The organism is Micromonospora sp. DT178 (assembly GCF_049841695.1).
In the GTDB taxonomy this organism is placed as follows: Bacteria; Actinomycetota; Actinomycetes; order Mycobacteriales; family Micromonosporaceae; genus Micromonospora.
Window position 1 is genome coordinate 774,751 of record NZ_JBNCKV010000001.1, and the last position, 19,529, is coordinate 794,279.

General features: G+C 72.6%; 18 protein-coding genes. 12 read left to right on the forward strand and 6 right to left on the reverse strand.

What is annotated here, in order from left to right; genetic code table 11:
- Nucleotides 1-204 precede the first annotated feature (204 nt).
- Nucleotides 205-1,275, reverse strand: coding sequence for a cation diffusion facilitator family transporter (locus ACLQ22_RS03625; RefSeq protein WP_425691037.1), 1,071 nt, complete (start codon nucleotides 1,273-1,275; stop codon nucleotides 205-207).
- A 67-nt stretch (nucleotides 1,276-1,342) separates the two neighbouring features.
- Between ACLQ22_RS03625 and ACLQ22_RS03630 the strand changes: the two genes are divergently transcribed.
- Nucleotides 1,343-1,702, forward strand: coding sequence for an ArsR/SmtB family transcription factor (locus tag ACLQ22_RS03630; protein WP_425691038.1), 360 nt, complete (start codon nucleotides 1,343-1,345; stop codon nucleotides 1,700-1,702).
- Nucleotides 1,703-1,960: 258 nt separating this feature from the next.
- The gene (locus ACLQ22_RS03635; RefSeq protein ID WP_425691039.1) at nucleotides 1,961-2,278 is read left to right on the forward strand and encodes a hypothetical protein; all 318 of its coding nucleotides are present in this window, start codon (nucleotides 1,961-1,963) and stop codon (nucleotides 2,276-2,278) included.
- Nucleotides 2,279-2,392: 114 nt separating this feature from the next.
- On the opposite strand, the gene ACLQ22_RS03640 is transcribed toward ACLQ22_RS03635, so the two are convergent.
- Nucleotides 2,393-3,772, reverse strand: a complete 1,380-nt coding sequence (locus ACLQ22_RS03640) for an MFS transporter (protein WP_425691040.1) — start codon at nucleotides 3,770-3,772, stop codon at nucleotides 2,393-2,395.
- Between the two features lie 105 nt (nucleotides 3,773-3,877).
- On the opposite strand from ACLQ22_RS03640, the gene ACLQ22_RS03645 reads away from it, so the two are divergent.
- On the forward strand, nucleotides 3,878-4,462 hold the full coding sequence (locus ACLQ22_RS03645; protein ID WP_366640364.1) for a TetR/AcrR family transcriptional regulator: 585 nt from the start codon (nucleotides 3,878-3,880) through the stop codon (nucleotides 4,460-4,462).
- A 198-nt stretch (nucleotides 4,463-4,660) separates the two neighbouring features.
- Nucleotides 4,661-5,605, forward strand: a complete 945-nt coding sequence (gene ispH, locus ACLQ22_RS03650) for a 4-hydroxy-3-methylbut-2-enyl diphosphate reductase (protein ID WP_425691041.1) — start codon at nucleotides 4,661-4,663, stop codon at nucleotides 5,603-5,605.
- A gap of 89 nt (nucleotides 5,606-5,694) precedes the next feature.
- Here the strand turns inward: ispH and ACLQ22_RS03655 are convergent, their stop codons facing one another.
- Nucleotides 5,695-6,624, reverse strand: coding sequence for an isopenicillin N synthase family dioxygenase (locus ACLQ22_RS03655; protein ID WP_425691042.1), 930 nt, complete (start codon nucleotides 6,622-6,624; stop codon nucleotides 5,695-5,697).
- 178 nt (nucleotides 6,625-6,802) lie between these two features.
- Here ACLQ22_RS03655 and ACLQ22_RS03660 point away from each other — a divergent pair, with 178 nt between their 5' ends.
- The 7 genes from ACLQ22_RS03660 to ACLQ22_RS03690 all read left to right on the forward strand — a co-directional run bounded on the left by ACLQ22_RS03660 (nucleotide 6,803) and on the right by ACLQ22_RS03690 (nucleotide 15,953).
- Complete coding sequence (locus ACLQ22_RS03660; protein ID WP_425691043.1) at nucleotides 6,803-7,669, forward strand: LuxR C-terminal-related transcriptional regulator; 867 nt, start codon at nucleotides 6,803-6,805, stop codon at nucleotides 7,667-7,669.
- Between the two features lie 245 nt (nucleotides 7,670-7,914).
- Complete coding sequence (locus ACLQ22_RS03665) at nucleotides 7,915-10,929, forward strand: amino acid adenylation domain-containing protein (RefSeq protein ID WP_425691044.1); 3,015 nt, start codon at nucleotides 7,915-7,917, stop codon at nucleotides 10,927-10,929.
- Nucleotides 10,929-11,687 (forward strand): leucyl/phenylalanyl-tRNA--protein transferase, encoded by a 759-nt coding sequence (locus tag ACLQ22_RS03670; protein ID WP_425691045.1) that lies wholly within the window; start codon nucleotides 10,929-10,931, stop codon nucleotides 11,685-11,687. The genes ACLQ22_RS03665 and ACLQ22_RS03670 overlap by 1 nt, the downstream gene beginning before the upstream one ends.
- 17 nt (nucleotides 11,688-11,704) lie before the next feature.
- On the forward strand, nucleotides 11,705-12,448 hold the full coding sequence (locus ACLQ22_RS03675) for an N-acetyltransferase (RefSeq protein ID WP_425691046.1): 744 nt from the start codon (nucleotides 11,705-11,707) through the stop codon (nucleotides 12,446-12,448).
- Complete coding sequence (locus tag ACLQ22_RS03680; protein ID WP_425691047.1) at nucleotides 12,445-13,494, forward strand: methyltransferase; 1,050 nt, start codon at nucleotides 12,445-12,447, stop codon at nucleotides 13,492-13,494. The genes ACLQ22_RS03675 and ACLQ22_RS03680 overlap by 4 nt, the downstream gene beginning before the upstream one ends.
- Nucleotides 13,495-13,592: 98 nt before the next feature.
- Nucleotides 13,593-15,317 (forward strand): acyl-CoA dehydrogenase family protein, encoded by a 1,725-nt coding sequence (locus tag ACLQ22_RS03685; protein WP_425691048.1) that lies wholly within the window; start codon nucleotides 13,593-13,595, stop codon nucleotides 15,315-15,317.
- A 3-nt stretch (nucleotides 15,318-15,320) separates the two neighbouring features.
- A complete protein-coding gene (locus ACLQ22_RS03690; RefSeq protein WP_121396277.1) occupies nucleotides 15,321-15,953 on the forward strand; it encodes a transcriptional regulator in 633 nt (210 codons plus the stop codon).
- A 28-nt stretch (nucleotides 15,954-15,981) separates the two neighbouring features.
- Here the strand turns inward: ACLQ22_RS03690 and ACLQ22_RS03695 are convergent, their stop codons facing one another.
- From ACLQ22_RS03695 to ACLQ22_RS03705, 3 genes are read right to left on the reverse strand one after another with little or no spacing between them, the layout of a single operon-like run.
- Nucleotides 15,982-16,470 carry a pyridoxamine 5'-phosphate oxidase family protein gene (locus ACLQ22_RS03695; protein ID WP_425691049.1) on the reverse strand — a complete coding sequence of 163 codons (489 nt, stop codon included), beginning with the start codon at nucleotides 16,468-16,470 and terminating at the stop codon, nucleotides 15,982-15,984.
- A gap of 3 nt (nucleotides 16,471-16,473) precedes the next feature.
- Nucleotides 16,474-16,971: a YbaK/EbsC family protein gene (locus tag ACLQ22_RS03700; RefSeq protein ID WP_425691050.1), complete on the reverse strand. Its 498-nt coding sequence runs from the start codon at nucleotides 16,969-16,971 to the stop codon at nucleotides 16,474-16,476.
- Entirely contained in the window at nucleotides 16,968-17,831 is an 864-nt protein-coding gene (locus ACLQ22_RS03705; RefSeq protein ID WP_121396274.1) for a 3-hydroxybutyryl-CoA dehydrogenase, read from the reverse strand. The genes ACLQ22_RS03700 and ACLQ22_RS03705 overlap by 4 nt, the downstream gene beginning before the upstream one ends.
- Before the next feature lie 240 nt (nucleotides 17,832-18,071).
- Between ACLQ22_RS03705 and ACLQ22_RS03710 the strand changes: the two genes are divergently transcribed.
- Complete coding sequence (locus ACLQ22_RS03710) at nucleotides 18,072-19,304, forward strand: cytochrome P450 family protein (RefSeq protein ID WP_425691051.1); 1,233 nt, start codon at nucleotides 18,072-18,074, stop codon at nucleotides 19,302-19,304.
- The last annotated feature ends 225 nt before the right edge of the window (nucleotides 19,305-19,529 follow it).

The following is a 19,529-nucleotide window of genomic DNA, read 5'->3' on the forward strand; positions in this document are numbered from 1 at the left end:
CATGCCCCTCGCGGGTTCGGCGTGGCACCCGTCCACTGCCGGCACTCGTTGGACGCGGTCGCCCGTGCCTGCGCCAGCGGCTGGCTCGACTTCGCCGACCAGTTCGGCGAGGAGAAGACGCCGTCCCGATCGGGTTGACCGCCTCCGAACGAGCGGTCGCCCGCCGGCGAGGGGCGCCCACCGCCGTCAGTGAGCCGGTCAGCGTCAGCGGGTCGGCTGCCGGCGCTCGTGGGACAGGTCGGCGTGGTGGTGCGCGCCGGGGTGGCAGTCCGGATCGGTGTGGACGGTGGCGCTGGTCAGTCGCGGTACGGCGTGGGTGAGTTGGTGTTCGGCGTCGGCGGCGATCTCGTGGGCGGCGACGAGGCTGAGGTGGGCGTCCACGACGAGTTCGGCTTCGGCGTGCAGGCGGTGGCCGATCCAGCGGAGCCGGACCGTGGTGACGTCGCGGACGCCGTCGACGGCGCGCAGCGTGGTTTCGGCCTGGTCGACGATGGCGGGGTCGACGGCGTCCATGAGCCGTCGGTAGACCTCGCGGGTGGCGTCCTTGAGGACGAAGGCGATGGCGACGGCTATCGCCAGGCCGACGACCGGGTCGGCCCAGCGCCAGCCGAGGGCGGCCCCACCGGCGGCGAGGAGCACGGCGAGGGAGGTGTAGCCGTCGGTGCGGGCGTGCAGGCCGTCGGCGACCAGGGCGGCGGAGCCGATGCGGCGGCCGACGCGGATGCGGTAGCGGGCGACCAGCTCGTTGCCGATGAAGCCGACGAAGCCGGCGGCGGCCACCCAGGGCAGGTGGGTCACTTCGGCCGGGTGCAGCAGCCGGGCGACGGCGGTCCAGGCGGCGGCGACGGCGGACGCCGCGATGACCGCGACGATGATGATCCCGGCGATGTCCTCGGCGCGGCCGTAGCCGTAGGTGTAGGCGCGGGTGGCGGCACGCCGGCCGAGGAGGAAGGCGATCGCCAGCGGTACGGCGGTCAGGGCGTCGGCGACGTTGTGCAGGGTGTCGCCGAGCAGGGCGACCGAGCCGGACAGCACGACGATGACGGCCTGGGCGGCGGCGGTGATCCCGAGGCCGACGAGTGAGATCCACAGGGCGCGTAGGCCCGCGCGGGAGGACTCCAACGCCGGGTCGATCTTCGCGCGGGAGTCGTGCGAGTGGGGGACGACCGCGTGGGTCAGCCGATGCCGCCACGCGGCGAGCCGGCCCCCGTGGTGGTGGCCGTGTTCGTGCGGATGGTCGTGGTCCTGGGTGTGCCCGTGCTCGTGGTCGTTCACCGCGTCTCCCAACGTCCCTGACGGCATAGCGGACCGGTATCCCCGACGGTGGCGATAATATGTGCTCATGTACGCACGCGACAATGGTGCAGGTGCCAACGACCTGCAACAACGTCTCCCTGCCGACAGCCAGATCGAGGCGGCAACCGAGATGTTGCGGATGCTCGCGGACGGCACGCGGCTGCGGTTGATGTGGCTGCTCGTCGACGGGGAGCACGACGTGACCGCGCTGGTGGCGGCGCTGGGAGTGGCGCGGCCGGCGGTGTCGCAGCACCTGGGCAAGCTGCGGCTGGCAGGACTGGTCACCATGCGGCGCGACGGCCGACGCGCGCTATACCGCGCCAGGGGAGGTCACGTGCGTCGGCTGGCAACCGAAGTGATGCACGCCGCGTCGCACCGGGTGGCCGGCATCCCCGACCACGACTGACGGCCCGGAGAGGCGGGAGTCCGGCGAGGGCGGCGAAACGGTCGGCGGCCGCTGGCGGTGCCGGTCGTCCCCGGCGGGGTGGCCGGTTGGTCCCGGCCGTTCAGCCCTGCCCGCTCCGGATCTGTGTGCTGCCGGCTGCGCCGCGCCCACGCTGCGACGGCTCACTTCGCCTGCGGGAGGCGCAGGCGGCAGGATCATCCCCGCCCGCTTGACGGAAGGCAGGGCGACGGCCACGTCGGCGTGCTGGAGGCCGGGGAGTTGGCCGATGGTGCCGGACAGGAACTCGTAGAGCGCGGCGTCGCTCTCCAGCGCGACCTCGCCGCACAGGTTCCGGTCTCCGGTCGTCGCGACGTGGTCCCGCTGACCGAGATGCGCGAGTTGGGCGACTTCGAGGGCTGGGAGCGGGGAACCGCTGACCGTGGCCGGGAAGCGGCACCAGGCGGTGCTGACCGCGTCTCCGTGCTGGTGGACGTCAGCGACTCGACCCAGGTGTCCCTGCGGGTCAGCACCACCAGCGTCGAGCAGTGCCACGGTGACAGCCTCGGCGCCTGGATCGCGCCGCGGCTACGCCGCTGAGTGCCGGCTCGTCGACGCGGCGGTGGGGACGGCGTGCCCGCGCGTCCCCACCGTTTGCCGGTGTCCGACCCGGTGGTCGGCGGGCGGGCCCCCGACCGACCACCGGGCCGGGGCTCAGTGGGTCGGCCGGGGGGTGAGGAAGAAGGCCAGGACCGCGGCGGCGGCGGCGATGACGGCGCCGGTGGTGAAGCCGCGGGAGAAGCCGGCCGTGCTGGTGCCCGCGATGCTGGCCGCGGCCATGCTCGACACGACGGCGGCGCCGAGCGAGGCGCCGAACTCGTGGAAGGTGCTGACGATGCCGGACGCGAGACCGGCCTCCTGCGGCGCGACCTGGCCGAGCGCGACGGCGGACGCCACGACGAAGAGGACGCCCGTGCCGGCGGCGGCGACGCTCACCCCGACGACGAGGGCCGCGGTCCCGTCGACGGCGGCGGGGACCGCCATGCCGGCCGCCGAGACGAGCAGGCCCAGGACGCCGAGGGCCCGTGCCCCGATCCGGCCGATGACGCGGCCGGCGGCGTTCGCGCCGAGCATGGTCGTGATCGCCACGGGAAGGAAGAGCAGCCCGGTGCGCAGGGCGCCGTAGCCCTGGTGGTCCTGGAGGTAGAACGTGCCCAGGAAGAAGACGGTGATCATCAGCGCGGTCGCGACGAGGATCAGCAGCGCCCCGGTCGCCACCGGCCGGCGGAGCAGGAGCCGTACGTCCATCAGCGGGCTCGCGGCGCGGCGCTGGCGGACGACGAACGCGGCGTAGAGGAGCACGGCGGCCACCAGCAGCAGCAGGATCGTCGGGTTGCCCCAGCCGACGTCGCCGGCCCGGATCAGCGCGTAGATCAGCGATCCGGTGGCCGCCGTCACCAGCACCGCGCCGGGCACGTCGAGCCGGGCCGTCGCACCGGTGCGCGCCTGGGGCGGAAGCTGCATCCGCAGGGCCAGCAGCAGGATGATCCCGACCGGCACGTTGACGAAGAACACCCAGGGCCAGCCCGGCCCGGCGGTGAGCAGGCCGCCGAGGAGGACGCCCAGGGCGGCGCCACCGCCGCCGAGCGCCGACCAGATGCCGAGCGCCTTGTTGCGCTCGTCGCCGTCGAAGATCGTGACGACGAGGGACAGGGCGGCGGGGGAGAGGATCGCCGCCGCGAGGCCCTGCCCGATGCGACCGCCCAGCAGCATGGGGCCGCTGGTCGCCAGGCCCGCCGTCAGGGACGCGGCGCTGAACAGCAGGAGCCCGGCGAGGACGAGGCGTCGGGCGCCGAACAGGTCCGCGGCGCGACCGCCGAGCAGCAGCAGGCCGCCGAACGTGAGGGTGTATCCACTCACCACCCACGTGAGGGCTTCCCGCTCCATGCCCAGGTCCGTCCCCATGTGCGGCAGGGCGATCGCGACGACGGTGACGTCCAGGATCAGCATCAGCTGGGCGATGCCGACGAGGCCCAGGATCCGCCAGCGCTGCGGGTGCGGACTCGCGGGTGTGGAAGTTTCGGTTGCGGTCACAGGTTCCGCCATGGCTGCCAGGCTCCTCCGCCAAGTTGAACGGTAGTGTTCAAGTTACGGAGTCACGTTAACTCATGCAAGGCTGTTCGACTTAGGGGACGTTCCATGACTCGCCCACTCGCCAAACCGACCCGCCGGGCCGACGCCCAGCAGAACGTGGAGAGGATCCTGGAGGCGGCGGTGAGCTGCCTGAGCCGCGACCCCGACGCGAGCGTCAGCGAGATAGCGCAGGCGGCGCGGGTGGGCCGGGTGACCCTCTACGGTCACTTCCCGTCCCGCGACGCCCTGGTCGAGGCCGCGTTGACCCGGGTGCTGGCCGAGGGGGAGGAGCTCCTGGCAGGCCTCGACCTCACCGGCGACCCGCGCGACGCGCTGCGCGTGCTGATCCGGTCGAGCTGGCTGCTGATCGCCCAGTCGAGTGCCGTCCTGGAGGCGGCGCAGGCGTCGCTGCCGCCCGAACGCGTGCACGAGCTGCACGCCGAGCCGGCGCGGCGCGTCGACCAGTTGATCCGCCGGGGTCAGGACGAAGGGGTGTTCCGGGCCGACCTTCCGGCCAGCTGGCTGACCAGCGTCCTGCACCACATCATGAAGGGCGCCGCCGTCGACGTGGCCAGCGGGCAGGTGGACCGGGCGGACGCCCCGCGCCTCATCTCCGAGACGGTCCTCGCGGCCTACCGGGTCGACGGATAGCGGACACGTCGGCACGGCCGACGGGCGCTGGCGCCACCGGCGGCACCGTCGTATCGTCGCGGTCCGACCGCGCCGGGCCCGCTACCACCGGCCCCGGCGCGGTCGGCGCGGGGCGTCGTCCCTGGTGCTCCACCGGAACCCCACCGGATTGCGAGGACGCGGCTCGATACTGCGGAGATGCGTGGGAAGGAGTGCGCGATGTCCGTAGCCGAGTCCGTAACGGTACTGCTCGCGGCACCGCGTGCGTTCTGCGCCGGTGTCGAGCGTGCGATCGAGATCGTCGAGCGTGCGCTCGCCAGCCGGGGCAGCCCGGTGTACGTCCGTAAACAGATCGTCCACAACGCGCACGTCGTCGCCGACCTGGAGTCGCGCGGCGCCGTGTTCGTCGAGGAACTCGACGAGGTGCCCGCCGGCGCGACGGTGGTGTTCTCGGCGCACGGGGTGTCGCCCGTGGTGCGCGCCGAGGCCGCCCGGCTCGGCCTGGAGGTGTTCGACGCGACGTGTCCGCTGGTGGCGAAGGTGCACACGGAGGCGCGCCGGTACGCCGACCGTGGGGACACCGTCCTGCTCGTCGGGCACGCGGGGCACGAGGAGACCGAGGGCACCCTGGGCGAGGCGCCGGACCGGACGCTCCTCGTGCAGTCGTTGGAGGACGCGCGCACGGTCGAGGTGCCCGACCCGGAGCGGGTGTCGTACCTGACCCAGACCACGCTGGCCGTGGACGAGACCGCCGAGGTGCTCGACGTGCTGCGCCAACGGTTCCCGGCGCTGCGCGGGCCGTCCTCGGCCGACATCTGCTACGCCTCGACCAACCGGCAGACGGCGTTGCGTATGGTCGCCGAGGAGTCCGACCTCGTGCTCGTGGTCGGCTCGACCAACTCGGCGAACACGCAACGACTCGTCGAGCTGGCCCGCCGCGCGGGCCGACCGGCCCACCTCATCGAGGACGCGGCGGAGATCCTGCCGGAGTGGCTGGCGGGTGTCACCACGGTCGGGGTCACCGCGGGCGCGTCCGCCCCGCCGCGCCTGGTCGAGGGGGTGGTCGAGGCGCTGCGGGCGCGCGGCCCGGTGACCGTGGTGGAGCGCGAGGTCGCCCGCGAGACCATCGAGTTCACCATGCCGGGCGCGGTGCGTTCCCTCTGACGCCGGACCGCAGCCTGTCGGGTTGCCGCACCGGCGCGCCGCCGCCCCGCCGGACCGCGCGTGCGGGGCGGGGCGGCGGAGCGGCTCGGCTACGCGGAAGCCTGGTACGTCGACTGCATCTTGTGCGAGAACCACTCTCCGACGGTCACCCGGTCGAGCCCGGCCTCGGCGCTCTCCTGGGCCAGCGGGCGCATGGGCTCGATCGTGGTGTCGTGGTTGGGCAGGTAGAAGAAGGGGATGGAGACGCGCGAGGGCGCGTCCGTCCCCTCCGGGTTCACCACCCGGTGCACGGTCGACGCCCACCGACCGCCGGTCCAGAACGCCATCAGGTCGCCGATGTTCACCACGAAGCTGCCGGGGATGGCGGGCACGTCCAGCCAGTCGTCGTCGCCGCGCCGCACCTGGAGCCCGCCGAGCTCGTCCTCCACGTAGAGCACCGTCAGGCTGCCCCAGTCGGTGTGCATCTCCCGCCGCAGCACGCCGTCGTCGGGCGTCGGGTAGTAGTAGTTGGCGATGATCAGGGACACGTGCTCGTCGAACTTGCTGTCGAAGAAGCCCTCCGGCAGCCCGAGCGCGAGCGCGAACAGCCGCATGATGTCCGCCGACAGCTCGGTCATGGCGGCGATGTACTCGTACCAGACGGCCTTGAAGTCGTCGTCCGGCCAGATGTTCGCCGCCTTCCAGGTGGCCGGGTGCGTGCCGAGCCGCGCGCGCTCCTCGTCGCTCAGGTCGCCCGTCACGTGCGCGGCGAACGCCTCGTACGGGCCGCCCGGGCGGCGCAGCCCCGACACCCCGGAACCGCGGTTCGCGCTCCGGTCCTTCTCCTCCTCCGGCCGGGTGAAGAAGGTCTTGGTGGTGGTGTACATGCGGTTCACCAGGTCCCGGGGCACGCCGTGCCCCACGACGGTGAAGAACCCCGAACCCTCGCACGCCTTGCCGACGGCTGCCGCGATGGCCGCGCGCCCCTCGGCGGTGGTGCGGCCCGACAGGTCGATCGCCGGTACGAAATCCTGGACCACAACGGGTTCCACAACTGCCCGCCTCTCTCGCGACGTCATTACATCGATCGAAGCAATCCCGAGTCACCCGCCGGGAAGCCGCTGCGGCCCCGCTTCCCCCACGTGCGGGTAATTGCTCGGCGTACCTGGTGGTAAGGCAATGTTGAGACCGGCAGACATTCACGTGCACGATTGCGTCGTGGCGTACGAGGACGAGCAGTTGTCGCAGATGGTCGGGACGCTCGCCGACGCGGGCCGCCCGCTCTCCGGGGAGGCCGTGGGTCGGCTCGTCGCCGACCCGTCGGGTGTCGTGGCGGAGCCGGCCGTGCGCCTGCTCGTCGCCGCCGCGCAGGGGGACCCGCTGCTGCTGGCCGCCCTGCGCGAGGGGATCCGTGTCGAGGGCGTCACCGACGGGCCCGGCCGGGCACGGACGCCGAGGCGGGTCCAGGAGCTGGTCCGCGCCACGCTGCGCGGCGCGCCCACCGGATCCTGGCAGCTGCTGCGGGTGGCCGCCGTGCTCGGCCGCTCCTGCCAGCTGGCGGAGCTGGCGGCGATGACCGGGCGGAACACCGCCCAGATGCTGCCGGACCTGGACGCGCTGCTCGACGCCGGACTGCTCGACTGGGTGGGCGACGACCTCGCCTTCCGGCACGAACTGGTGTGGTGGGCGGTGCTCGACGCCCTGCCGCCCGCCGTGCGGCAGGCGCTTCGCGCCGACCGCGACCGCCTGCGCCTGCGCCGGGCCGTGGCCGGTGCGTCCCGCGCCGCCGACCCGTCGGCCGAGCCCGTGGCCCCCGCCGACCTGCGGCGCAGGATCGGGCTGCGCTCCGCGCCCGCCGCCCGGGAGCACCGTCCGGACGCCGGCGGCGCGTGGGAGTCGTTCAGCGGCGTCGAGCGGGCCATCGCGCGACTCGTCGCCGAGGGCATGACCAACCGGCAGATCGCGACCCGGGTGCGGCTGTCACCGCACACGGTCAACTACCACCTGCGCGGCCTGTTCCGCCGGCTGGGCATCTCCTCGCGGGCGGAACTCGTCCGCCACGTGCCGGTCTCCTCCGCGGCGTAGGGGCGGTCCGGACCTTCCGGACACCACTGCCACATTGCGTTTTCCGGTGCCGTTCACGCTCAATTCGACGAAGGGTCGACCGCGTCCAAAGGACTACCCTGATGAGTAGTGTCAATTCGGGTCCCGTGCTCATTCTGGTAGTCGGGGGAACCGCCGTCAGGCAGTAGTGTCGCCCGTATCGAATTTCGTTGGGTCAGCGGCAGGTAAATCCACGGGTACGACCGTGCTCACACCCGAGGGAAAACATGAACATCCGTACGCAACCGCGTGTCCACGAACTCATCGCCGTCCGCGCGGCGTCGCAGCCCGACCGGACCGCGGTCGTGCAGGGCGACGCGCACCTCAGCTACGCGGACCTGGAGCGCCGGGCCAACGGCCTGGCCCGCCACCTCGTCGACGAGGGCGTCGGCGCGGACTCCGTGGTCATGGTCCACCTGGAACGCTCCATCGACGCCATCGTCGGCCTGCTCGCCATCTGGAAGGCGGGCGCGGCCTACCTGCCCGTGGATCCGGGGCTGCCGGACAGCCGGGTCGAGGCGTTCGTGAAGGAGACCGACTGCACCACCGTCATCACCCACGGGCGTGACGTGGCGCGGTTCGCCGACCTGCCGGTCAGGGCGCTCACCGTGAGCGCCGCGGACGGCGCCGCGACCGCCCCGGCCGTGACGGTGGGCGGCGGGGACGCCGCCTACATCATCTACACGTCGGGCTCCACGGGTACGCCGAAGGGCGTCGTGGTCAACCACGACTCGCTGAGCTACCTGTGCGGGGAACTGACCGGCCGCTACGGCGTCACCCCCGACGACCGGGTGTTGCAGTTCGGCGCGCTCTCCTTCGACACCTCCATCGAGCAGATCACGGTCGCGCTGCTCGGCGGGGCGACGCTGGTGCTGCCCGAGCTGAGCTGGGCGCCCAGCGAGCTGCCGGAGCGGCTGCGCCACCACGGGGTCACCGTCATGGACCTGACCCCGGCGTACTGGCGCCGCTTCCTCGCCGAGGCCGGCGCGGGGGCCCGCGACCTGCCGGTCCGGATGGTCATCGTGGGCGGCGAGGCGGTCAACGCGGAGGACTGCCGCACGGCGCTGGGCCTGATGCCCGGGGTACGGCTGGTCAACGCCTACGGGCTCACCGAGACCACGATCACCTCCTGCCTGATGGACCTGACCGCCGACGTGCTGCCCGCCCGTGGCGCGGCCCCGGTCGGCCGGCCACTGCCCGGCACCGTCGTGTACGTCCTCGACGAGCACGACCGGCCGGTCGGCCCCGGCGAGCGCGGCGAGATCCACATCGGCGGTCGCGGCGTGGCGCGCGGCTACCTGACCGAGGATGACGCCGGCCGCTTCCGCGCGGACCCGTTCGCGTCCGAGCCGGGCGCGCGGATGTACCGGACCGGTGACCTGGGCGCCTGGACCGCCGAGGGCAACCTCGAGGTGGTCGGGCGCATCGACCGGCAGGTCAAGATCCGTGGCTTCCGGGTGGAGCCCGGCGAGATCGAGGCGGCGCTGGCGGCGCACGACGGCGTCGACACGGTCGCCGTCACCACGTACGAGCACGACGGCCAGCGGCGCCTGGTCGCGTACCACACCGGCCCGCGGCCCCTGGACGTCGCGGAGCTGCGCGAGTTCGTCGGCCGCCACCTGCCCGACTACATGGTGCCGACGACGTTCGTCGCCCTCGACGAGCTGCCGCTGAAGACCAACGGCAAGGTCGACCTGGCCGCGCTGCCCGCGCCGCGGGTCACGGCGGTCGCGTCGGACAGCGGCGACGACACGCCCGTCGACCTGGTGGAGCGCGGCGTGACCCGGCTGTGGGGGCAGGTGCTCGGCGTGCCCCGGGTGCTGCCGGACGACAACTTCTTCGCGCAGGGCGGCAACTCGATCCTCGCCGCCGAGCTGCTCGCGAAGATCCGCGGCTCCTTCGGCGTGCTCATCACCCAGGTACGTCCGCTGATCCGGCTGCTGCTGGAGGACGCGACGCCGCGCGGCCTGGCGCGGGCGGTGCGCGAGGCCCGGGAGGGCACGCTCGCCGGCGACGACACCCGCAGGCGGGTGGACTTCGCCGCCGAGACGGAGCTGGACGTGGAGATCCGGCGTGACGTGCCCGACGAGCCGCGCTGGCGGGACCCCCGCCACGTGTTCCTCACCGGCGCCACCGGCTTCCTGGGCATCTACCTGCTGCGGGAGCTGCTGACCAGCACGGACGGGGTGGTGCACTGCCTGGTGCGCGCCGACGGGCCGGAGCAGTGCCTGGCCCGCATCCAGGCCAACGCGCGGCACTACTTCGGCGAGGACCTCACCGATCACCAGGCGGCGGGTCGGATCGTCGCCGTCCCCGGCGATCTCGCGGCACCCGGGCTCGGCCTGTCCGAGGCGGCCTTCGACGAGCTGGCGCGCACGGTCGACGTCATCCACCACCCCGGCGGGGCCGTCAACTTCATCTACCCGTACTCGCACATGCGGCCGGCGAACGTCGACGGCACCCGCGAGATCATCCGGATGGCCGCGCGGCACCGCAACGTCCCGATCCACTACACGTCGACCATGGCCGTCGTCGCGGGCTTCGGCACCGCCGGCGTCCGGCACGTCGACGAGGACACCCCCCTGGCGTACGCCGACCACCTCTCCGTCGGTTACGTGGAGAGCAAGTGGGTGGCCGAGGCGCTGCTGCACCGGGCGGCCGAGCAGGGGCTGCCGGTGGCGATCTACCGGGCCGCCGACATCTCCGGCGACCGGGTCAACGGCGCGTGGAACATCGCCACGGAGATGTGCGCGATGAAGAAGTTCGTGGTGGACACCGGCACCGCCCCGGTCGCGGAGCTGCCGCTGGACTACACGCCGGTCGACGTGTTCGCCGCCGCGGTCGCGCACATCGCCCGGTCGTCCCGGCCCGCCGGCGAGGTCTACCACCTCACCAACCCCGGGAAGGTCAACATCTCGGTGCTGGTCGAGCGCCTGCGGGCGCACGGTCACGACATCCGGGAGGTGTCCTGGGCCGAGTGGCTCGACGAGATGGTGCGGGTCGCGGTCGAACAGCCCGACCATCCGATGACCCCCTTCGCGCCGCTGTTCATCGACCGCTGCGCGACGGGCCAGATGAGCGTCGCGGAGATGTACCTGGAGACGACGTTCCCCGTCTTCTCCCGCACCAACGTGGAGCACGCGTTGCGCGGCAGCGGCATCGAGATCCCCACTGTGGACGCGGAGATGCTCGACCGCTACATCGGCTACCTGACCCGCACCGAGTTCCTGCGGGCCGCGTGATGGGCTGGGAGACGCTCGACCTCACCCACGCCCCCACCGAGGGTCCGGTCGCGTTCGGCGACGACCTGTCCGCGACGACGCTTCTCGGCGCCTACCGGCACGGGCTGTTCCCGTTCCCGGCCGACACCGAGGAGCGGAAGATCGTCAGCGAGTTCACCTACGAGGCGGACGTCGCCGCCGGTCGGATCGCGGTGCTCGCCGGGAGCACCGACCCGTACGCCGTCGCCTGGTGCTCGCCCGACCCGCGCCCGGTGATCCACGTCGACCGGGCCCGCATCCAGCGCAGCCTGCGGCGGCAGCTGCGCAACAAGGTCGAGTGGACGACGACGCTCGACGTCTGCTTCGACCGGGTGGTGCAGCACTGCCGCGTGGGCCGCGAGCCCCGGTGGCTGACCGACCGGCTCGTGTCGGCGCTGCGCGAGCTGCACGCGGCGGGGCACGCCCACAGCGTCGAGGTGTGGGAGGGCGACGAGCTGGTCGGCGGCACGTTCGGCGTACGGGTCGGCGGCGTGTTCAGCGCCGACTCCCAGTTCGCCCTGCGCAGCGGCGCCGCGAAGGTCGCGGTCGCGTGCCTGGTGCGGCGCGTCGCGGAGAGCGGCGGCGTGGCGGTCGACGTCCAGCACGACGGCGACCACGCGAAGCTCATCGGCGCGGTCGCGGTGCCCCGCGCCGAATACCTGGCGCTGCTGCGCAGGCACGCCGACGACCACTGCGCCATGCCCGCGGACCCGCTGCCCGCGCGCAGCCTGGCCGCCTGACCGACGGAGGTGACCCCGTGCGCGTGTTGACGCTCGCCGAGCGACCGGACCTGCGGGACGCGATGCTCCACATGGAGGCCTCGTGGCCCGAGTACATCCCGCCCGAGCCGATGGTGATCGGCTGGGCCTTCGACCGGTACCCGGAGCACCAGCTCGTCGTCGTCGAATCCGACGACAAGGTGGTGGCCCGCGCGGCCGCCGTGCCGTTCGCGTGGGACGGCGACCCGGCGAGCCTGCCCGACACCGGCTGGGACGCGGTGCTGGGGATGAGCATGCTCGACACCTCCGCCGGCCGCGAGCTCACCGCGCTGTGCGCGCTGGAGATCGCCGTGGTGCCGGGCATGCAGGCCCGGAACATGTCGGGGCGCGTCCTGGCGGCGGTCAAGGACAACGCCCGCCGGCACGGCTACCGCGACGTCGTCGGGCCGGTCCGGCCCAGCGGCAAGCACGCCGAGCCGCACGAGCCGATGACCGGCTACGCCGCCCGGACCCGCGACGACGGGCTGCCGGCCGACCCGTGGCTGCGCGTCCACGTCCGGGCGGGCGGGCAGGTCCTCGACGTCTGCCCGGCCTCCATGACGATCTCCGGCAGCCTCGCGCAGTGGCGCGCCTGGACCGGGCTGCCCTTCGACACCAGCGGACCGGTCGTCGTGCCGGGTGCCCTGACCCCGGTCGAGGTGAACGTCGACCACGACCACGCCGTCTACGTCGAACCCAACGTGTGGGTCCGACACTCCCTCGCGGAAAGGCATGCCTCATGACCAGCACCGTCCCGACCACCCTGGCCTCCAAGATCCGCAACCGTGCCGCGCTGATCGAGATCATCGGCGGGTACATGGCCTCGCAGTCGCTCGCGCTCGCCGCCGAGCTGAAGCTCGCCGACCACATCCACGACGGCCGCGTCACGAGCGCGCAGCTCGCCGAGGCGACGGGCACCCACGCGCCGTCGCTGCACCGGCTGCTGCGGACCCTCGTGGCGGTCGGCCTGCTGGCCGAGCCGACGCCGGGCGAGTTCCGGCTGACGGAGGTGGGCGAGCAGCTGCGCACCGACTCGCCGAACTCGCTGTGGGCGTTCACCCGGTTCTTCACGAACCCCACGCTGTTCTCGTCCTGGCAGCAGGTGCGGCACACCATCGAGACCGGTGAGTGCGCCTTCGACCACGTGCACGGCCGGAACGCCTACGAGCACCTCGCCGATCACCCCGAGCTGTCCGCGCTGTTCAACGTGGCGATGGGGCAGGAGTCGAGGGTGTCCGCCCAGCTCGTCGCGAACGGGTACGACTTCTCCGGCGTCCGTACCGTCGTGGACGTCGGCGGCGGCGACGGCACGCTGCTCGCCGCGATCCTCGGCACCCACGAGCACCTGACCGGGGTGTGTTTCGACAGCGCCGCGGGCGTCGCCGAGGCCGCCGGCGTGCTCGCCGCGGCCGGGGTGTCCGACCGCTGCGAGATCGTGGCGGGCGACTTCTTCTCGTCGGTCCCCGGGGGCGGCGAGCTGTACATCATCAAGAGCGTCTTCCAGGACTGGAACGACGAGAACGCCCGGAAGCTGCTGAGCACGGTGCGTGCGCACATGCCCGCCGACGCGACGCTGCTGATCGTCGGCTCGGTACTGCCGGACACCGCGAACACCGACAACCCGGTGATGTTCTACACGGACATCAACATGCTGGTGACCGCGGGCGGCCGGGAGCGCACCGAGAGCGAGTTCCGGGCGCTGCTCGCCGACACCGGCTTCACCGTCGAGTGGTGCGGACACGGCGCCGCCGGGCCGCTCTCCCTGATCAAGGCCGTTCCGGCGAGCTGAGCACGTCGAGTACGGGCCATGTCCGCACCGCCCCGGGCGGGGTGGGCGTGGCCCGTCCGTGTCCCGATCCAGAGCACCCGGCGACCGGGGAGGCAACGATGTCCAGACCGAGTTTCGGCAGCGAACTCCTGCGCGGCAGGCTGCGGGTCGACCTGCTCGACCCACTGCCCGACGCCGGGCTCGACGCCGACGCCGAGGCGTTCCTCGCGCGGCTGCGCGCGTTCTGCGCCGACAAGGTGGACGGCCGGCTCATCGAGCGCGAGGACCGGATCCCCGACGAGGTGGTCGACGGCCTGCGCGACCTCGGCGCGTTCGCCATCAAGCTCCCCCGGGAGTACGGCGGGCTCGGCCTGTCGGGGGTCTGCTACCACCGGGCGCTGATGATCGTCAGTACCGCGCACTCCTCGCTCGGTGAGCTGCTCGGCGCGCACCAGGCGATCGGCCTCATCCAGCCGCTGCGGCTGTTCGGCACCGACGCGCAGAAGCGTGAGCTGCTGCCGAGGTGCGTACGCGAGATCTCCGCCTTCGCCCTCACCGAGCCGGACATCGGCAACGACCCCTTCCGGATGCGGACCACCGCCACCCCCACCGACGACGGCGGCTACCGCCTCGACGGGGTGAAGCTGTGGACGACCAACGGCACCATCGCCCACCTGATCGTGGTGATGGCCCTGGTCCCGCCCTCCGACAGCGGCCCGGGAGGCATGTCCGCGTTCGTGGTCGAGGCCGACGCGCCCGGGGTCACCGTGGAGCACCGCAGCTCCTTCCTGGGCCTGCGCGGCCTGGAGAACGGTGTCGTCCGGCTGCACGACGTCGTGGTGCCCGCGAGCCGCCGGATCGGGCCGGAGGGGCAGGGGCTCCAGGTGGCGCTCGCCGCGCAGGACACCGGCCGGCTGTCGATGCCCGCCGTCTGCGCCGCCGCCGCCAAGTGGAGCCTCAGGATCGCCCGCGAGTGGTCGGGCGTCCGCGTGCAGTGGGACCGGCCGATCGGTGAGCACGAGGCGGTGGCGGGCAAGATCGCCTACATCGCGGCGACCGCCTTCGCCCTGGAGGCCATGGTCGAGGTGTCCGGCCGGCATGCCGACGCCGGCGTGCTGGACACGCACACGGAGGCCGAGCTGGCGAAGCTGTTCGCGTCGGAGCAGGCGTGGCGGATCGTCGACGAACTCATGCAGATCCGGGGCGGTCGCGGGTACGAGACCGCGGAGTCGGCCGCCGCGCGCGGTGAGCGCGGCGTCCCCGTCGAGCAGCTCTTCCGGGACCTGCGCATCGGTCGGATCTTCGACGGCTCCAGCGAGGCGCTGCGGGTGTTCGTCGGGACCGACGCGCTGGCGGACGAACGGGGCCCGGCCGACCGGTCCACGCCGTTCACGCCGCCGCCCGGCTTCGGCGACCTGGCCGGGCACCTGTCGTTCGTCGACGCCACGAGCGCCGAGCTGGCCCGGCACCTCGCCGACGGCCGGGAACGGTGGGGCGAGGCGGTCGCCCAGCGGCAGCTCTTCCTCGGCCGCGTCGTGGACGTCGCCGCCGAGCTGTACGCGATGACCGCCGCCTGCGTGTACGCCAAGGCGCTCGGCGGCACCGCAATCGAGCTGGCCGACGCGTTCTGCCGACAGTCCCGCCAGCGGGTGGCGGAGCTCCGCCGGCGGCTGGGGGACAACACCGACGGCGACGACGTCGCGGTCGCCCGGCGGGTGCTGGGCGGCAGCTTCACCTGGTTGGAAGAGGGCGTGCTCGACGCGTCCATCGAGGGGCCGTGGATCGCCGAGCCCGAACCGGGACCGGCGAGCGGCCCGAACCTGCACCGCACGATTCGGAGGTGACTAGTGGACGAGCACGTGGCAGAGCTGGTGGCACAGGGCCGGCGGTCGCTGGAGCTGGCGCCCAACCGGTTCCTGGAGCTGCTGGAACGCGGTGAGGTGCCGGTCGACCGGCTGCGCGCCCTGGCCGGCGAGCTGTACCACCTGGTGTCCAGCGACCGGAGCAGCTTCGCGTTCCTGGCGGCCCGCTTCCCCGAGCCGCTGTTCCTGGCCATGGCGGGCGCCGAGGAGGAGGCGCTGGGCCTGCTGCCGGCCTTCGCCGCCGCGGTCGGCCTGGGGGAGAAGGAGCTGCGGGCGCACGAGCCGCGACCGCTGGCCCAGGCGTACCCCGCCTTCATCGTCCGGACCGCCGTGTTCGGGCCGCGGTCGGCGATCCCGCTGGCCCTGCTCGTCAACGTCGAGGAGTCGGGCGGCTTCTACGCCCGGGTGGCCGACGCCCTCCAGGCGCGGTACGGGTTCCCCGACGAGGCGGTCGCGCACTTCCGCTACTTCGCCGAGACGCCGGACGAGGTGCTGGAGCAGGCGGCCGGGGTGGTGTCGGCCGGCCTCTCGGCGGGCGACGACCCGGTGGAGGCCCTGCGCGCGGCGCGAATGGTGCACGCCTACGAGGCGGTGTTCTGGGCGACGATGGCCGAGTGACCCCGGGACCGGGGTGGACCCGCCCCGCTCAGGGCAGGTCCACCTCGATCCGGCGGTCGATCCGGTCCTCGATCCAGGTGCTGGTGTCGACGAGCCACACACGGTCCACCGAGATCTGGTAGATGCGGTGCTCCGCTGGCGGCAGCAGCGCCGACACGGGCAGGGTGTATTCCGCCCTGCTGGTCTCGTCCGGCAGCAGCGCGTCGTAGAACGTGCCGTGGTGGGCGCGCACCTCGTCGGCGGTCAGCTCCCGGCAGGTGCCGGTGAACTGGGCGCCGTCGACCTCGGTGAGCCCGCCGTCGCCGGTGACGAAGAGCGCCCCGCTCACCGCCGGGCGGGCCGCCACGTGCCGGCTGTGCCGGGACTGCGTCGCGGAGCCGAACAGGAAGCGCAGCGGGTCGGGCAGCCACGCGTACTGCAACACCGCCGTCCACGGCCGGCGGTCGGGGGAGACGGTGGACAGGGACAGGTACTTCGCGTCGGCGAGGACGCGGTGCAGCCGGTCGACGAGGTCCATGGTTCAGCCCACCTCCGCGAGCGACGTTCCGGCGATGTACGCGATCCTCGGCCCGGCCAGGCGTACGTAGTCGCGCGTGTCCAGGGCGATCGACACGTCGAGCCGGGCGGCGTTGAAGTAGATCTCCGGCTCGTCGAGCAGCCGAGGGTCCACCACCAGTTCCAGGTCGTCACGGAAGCTGAACGGGACGATCGTGCCGCTGACGCAGCCGGACAGCTCCTCGGCCGTCTCCCTGGTCGCGAACGACACGTAGGTGCCGTCCCACATCTGCCGCAGCGCGTCGAGCGCGACCAGTCGGTCGCCGGGCACGACGGCCAGCACGAAGCGGTTCACCTTCTTGCCGAGCTTGACCCGCGCGACGATGCACTTGGCCGCCTGGGACAGCGGGTGGCCACGCAACCGGCTGGCCGGGGAGGTGACCCCCTGCGGTTCGTGCGGGATGAGGCGGAATCGCGCGCCCTGGGACTCCAGCAGCCTGGTCAGCCTCTCGTACGTGCTCATCGCCCGTACTCGTAGAAACCCCTGCCGCACTTCTTGCCGAGCATGCCGCCGGCCACCATGCGGGCGAGCAGCGGCGGCGGCGAGTAGTGCGGTTCCCGGAACTCCCGGTACAGCGACTCGCTGATCGCGGCCACGATGTCGAGCCCGATCAGGTCGACGAGGCGCAGCGGACCCATCGGGTGCGCGCAGCCGAGCGTCATCGCCTTGTCGATGTCGGCCACCGACGCCATCCCGGACTCCACCATCCGGACGGCGGAGAGCAGGTACGGGATCAGCAGCGCGTTCACCACGAAGCCCGCGCGGTCCTTGGCGCGGACGACCTGCTTGCCGAGCACCTCCGTGACGAACGCGTCGACGGTCTCGACGGTCCGCACGTCCGTACGCACCGAGCCGACGACCTCCACGAGGGGGAGCACCGGCGCGGGGTTGAAGAAGTGGATGCCCACCACCTGCTCGGGCCTGGCGGTGACGCCGCCGAGCTTCACGATCGGCAGGGAGGACGTGTTCGAGCCGAGGATGGCGTCCTCGTCCTCGACGACCTTGTCGAGGGTGGCGAACACGTCGAGCTTGATCGACTCCTGCTCCGACGCGGCCTCGATGACCAGCTGCCGGTCGGCGAAGTCGGTCAGGTCGGCGGTGAAGGACACCCGGCCCAGCGTCGCGTCCCGGTCCGCCTCGCTGAGCTTGCCCCGGCCCACCGCGCGGTCCAGCGACGCGGTCAGCCGCGCCCGGCCCGGTACGACGGAGGCCGGCCGCGACACCGCGACGAGCACGTCCAAACCGGCCCTCGCGCACGTCTCGGCGATCCCGGCGCCCATGACCCCGCACCCGACGACGCCGACCCGGCGAATCCTGTCCATGTTTCTGCCTCCGCACACGCGTTAACAAATGGGGTTGCCGCGGAATTCGGTGAGTAGGGCGGGATCGCCGCTCCCTGACACGTGTCGTGAAAGGACGATAGGTTGGTCTGCGGGCCCGACGCAATGATCTGCGCCTTTGTCCAGTCGAATTCGTGGCGGGTGCGAGAAAGCGGTTACCCGGCAGTTCCCGATCGACAGTTACCTTTCTCTGCGTTAACTCACCATCGTAGGAGGCGCACTATGGTCGACTTCAGCGCTGCCCCCACCACCCAGATCGACAGTCGCGGCGGCAAGTGCCTGTACGCGCAGATCGACGAGCTGCGCGCGGCCGGCCCCGCGGTGGCCGTCGAGCTGCCGGAAGGCATGTTGGCATGGTCGATCACCCGCGGTGACGTGGTCCGGCGCCTGCTGACCCACCCCGGGGTCTCCCGCAACGTCAAGAAGAACGTGCCCAGCTACACTCCGGGCGAGATCAAGTGGCTGTCGCCGTGGGTGGACGTCGAGTCGATGTCCACGGCGGAGGGCCGCGAGCACCAGCGCCTGCGGCAGCTCGTGGCGCCGGCGCTGACCCCGAAGCGGATCGACGCGATGCGCCCGCACCTGGAACTCATCGCCGGGCGGCTGCTCGACGACCTGGCCACGCGCCCGTCGGACGAGCCGGTCGACCTGCACACCACCTACTCCCAGCAGTTGCCGACCAGGATGATCTGCGACCTCTTCGGGGTGCCGGACGACCTGCGGCCCGAGGTGCTGCGCATCCTGCGGGTGGTGCTGAACACCGACAACGTGCCGGAGGAGGAGTCGGCGGCGGTCTACGTCGACATGAACGTCGCCATGCGTACGCTGATCGACCTCAAGCGCCGCGAGCCGTCCGACGACCTGACGAGCTTCCTGATGGCGGCCCGGGTGGAGGGCGAGGAGCCGCTCAGCGAGCAGGAGCTGGTCGACATGCTGCTGCTGCTCATCGGCGGCGGCAGCCAGACGACCGTGACGCTGATCGACCACACCGTCCGCGAGCTGCTCGCCAACCCGGACCAGCTGGCGACCCTGCTGGCCGACCCGGCCCGCTGGCCGGACGCGATCGAGGAGGCGCTGCGGGCGCACTGCCCGGTGGCGGCACTGCCGATGCGCTGGGCGAAGGAGGACATCGACCTCGGCGAGGGGGTCGTCATCCGGGCGGGCGACGCCATCCTCATCAGCTACCTGGCGCACGGGCGCGACCCGGCCGTTCACGACGACCCGGGCGTGTTCGACATCGACCGGGAGAACAAGGAGCACCTCGCGTTCGGGGCGGGCCCGCACTTCTGCCCCGGCGCCCGCCTGGCACGGCTGGAGGCGGCCGTCGCGGTGCCGGCGTTGTTCGCACGCTTCCCGCGCCTCGCGCTGGCCGTGGCGCCGGACGAGATCCAGCCGCTGCGCTCGTTCATGGCCAACGACGTGGCGTCGCTGCCGGTGCTGCTGAACCACCGGTAGGCGGACACCGCGCCGCCCGGTCCGGCTCGCGGATCGGGCGGCGGTGCGGACCGCATCAGGCGCAGTGGCTCCCCACGGTCGGCGAGACCGTCGGGAGCCACTGCGCCTGATCGCGTCCCGGGGCGCCGGGGCGGTGCCGGCGGGCGGCCGTGGCTGGTGTGGGGGTGGGTCAGTGGGTCAGTGCGGGGATTTGGATTTTGGCGTCGTGTTCGAGGATGCGTTGTT